The following is a 1415-nucleotide window of genomic DNA, read 5'->3' as shown; positions in this document are numbered from 1 at the left end:
CGACGACCGCGAAGCTGGTGCTGGACGGATCGGTCAGCGTGTTGTCGATGAGCGTGTAGGAGTAGCTGATCGTGCCGAGGCCGGTCGCCGGATTGTAGACATAGCTTGCCGTCAGCGTGCCTGTCGTCCCGTCGGCGAACGCCGTCGGGATACCGGTCAGTACATGGCCGCCCAGCGACACTGTCGTCAGGCCGTCCGGCGACGTGAAGCCGATCGTGCCCGAGGTCGTTTCCGAGGTCGCAGGCTCGTTCGAGCCCGAAGGCTCGCCGGCGCGCGCCGGCAGSCCGGCCTCGTAGACGGTGGTCGAGGCAAGGCCTGGCGCCGGGATGCTGTCGGTGGGCGTTGCATCGCCGATCGAGATGGTCAGCGTGGTGTGCGAAAGGTCGCCGTCGCCGTCCTTGATGGTGTAGGTGAAGACGTCGTCATGGCCGCCCTGCGAGCCGTCGACGATGTTGACGGTGAGCGTGCCTGTGGCGTTCTGGCCGTCCTGGTCGGTGAGCGAGACGGCGAGGTTCTCGAACAGGCTGTTGGTGCCGCCGGCGGCGGCGTGCGCCTCATTGTCGAGCAGCGTGTAGGTATAGCTGACGGTGCCGGTTGCGGGATTGTAGCCGGTGACGTTCAGCGTATTGCCGAGCGCGGTGGTGAAGGCGCTGGCGGTGAACACGCCGTTGGTGATGAAGGCGTGGCCGTCGATGGTCAGCGAGGCGATGCCGTCGGGCGAGGAGATGGTGAAGGTGCCGCCCTGGGTGGTGCTTTCCTTCGAGGTGTCGGAGCCGGCCGATTCGCCAACGCCGCGGCTGGCCAGCAGGTCATCCTCGTTGACGGTGACGTCGCCGCCGTTGGCGGCCGGCGTCAGGTCGGTGATCACCGGCGGCGAGTTGCCGATCGAGATGGTCAGCGTGGTGTGCGAGGTGTCGCCGTCGCCGTCCTTGATGGTGTAGGTGAAGACGTCGTCATGGCCGCCGGCCGAGCCGGCATCGCGGGTATAGGTGTAGGTGCCGTCGGCGGCCAGCGTCAGCTTGCCGTAGAGGCCCTGGATCGGGGTGCCGAGTGTTGCGGCATTGTCGACGTCGGCATTGGTGTTGCCGGCGGCGACKCCGACCACGGCAGCGCCGTCGGCGCCCCTGGTGTCGGCAACCCCGTCGGTCGCGTTGCCGTCGAGGGCGTCGGTTCCGCCAACCAGCACATTGCCGGTGGCCGGGCCGAACAGGCCGGCCCCGATGCTGTCGATGTCGGCGACCGCGGTCGGCACGTCATCGACGATGTTGACGGTGAGCGTGCCTGTGGCGTTCTGGCCGTCCTGGTCGGTGAGCGAGACGGCGAGGTTCTCGAACAGGCTGTTGGTGCCGCCGGCGGCGGCGTGCGCCTCATTGTCGAGCAGCGTGTAGGTATAGCTGACGGTGCCGGTTGCGGGA

1 protein-coding gene is annotated in these 1415 nt (G+C 67.9%); it reads right to left on the bottom strand.

All coding sequences use genetic code 11. The features are described from left to right. Positions 1 to 1415, bottom strand: a 1415-nt coding sequence (locus AC1D1L_RS33680; RefSeq protein ID WP_477345837.1) for an Ig-like domain-containing protein, incomplete at both ends; no start/stop codon positions are given.

It is taken from the genome of Mesorhizobium sp. P2_D6 (assembly GCF_056404315.1).
This window is presented reverse-complemented; position numbering and strand designations above follow the sequence as displayed.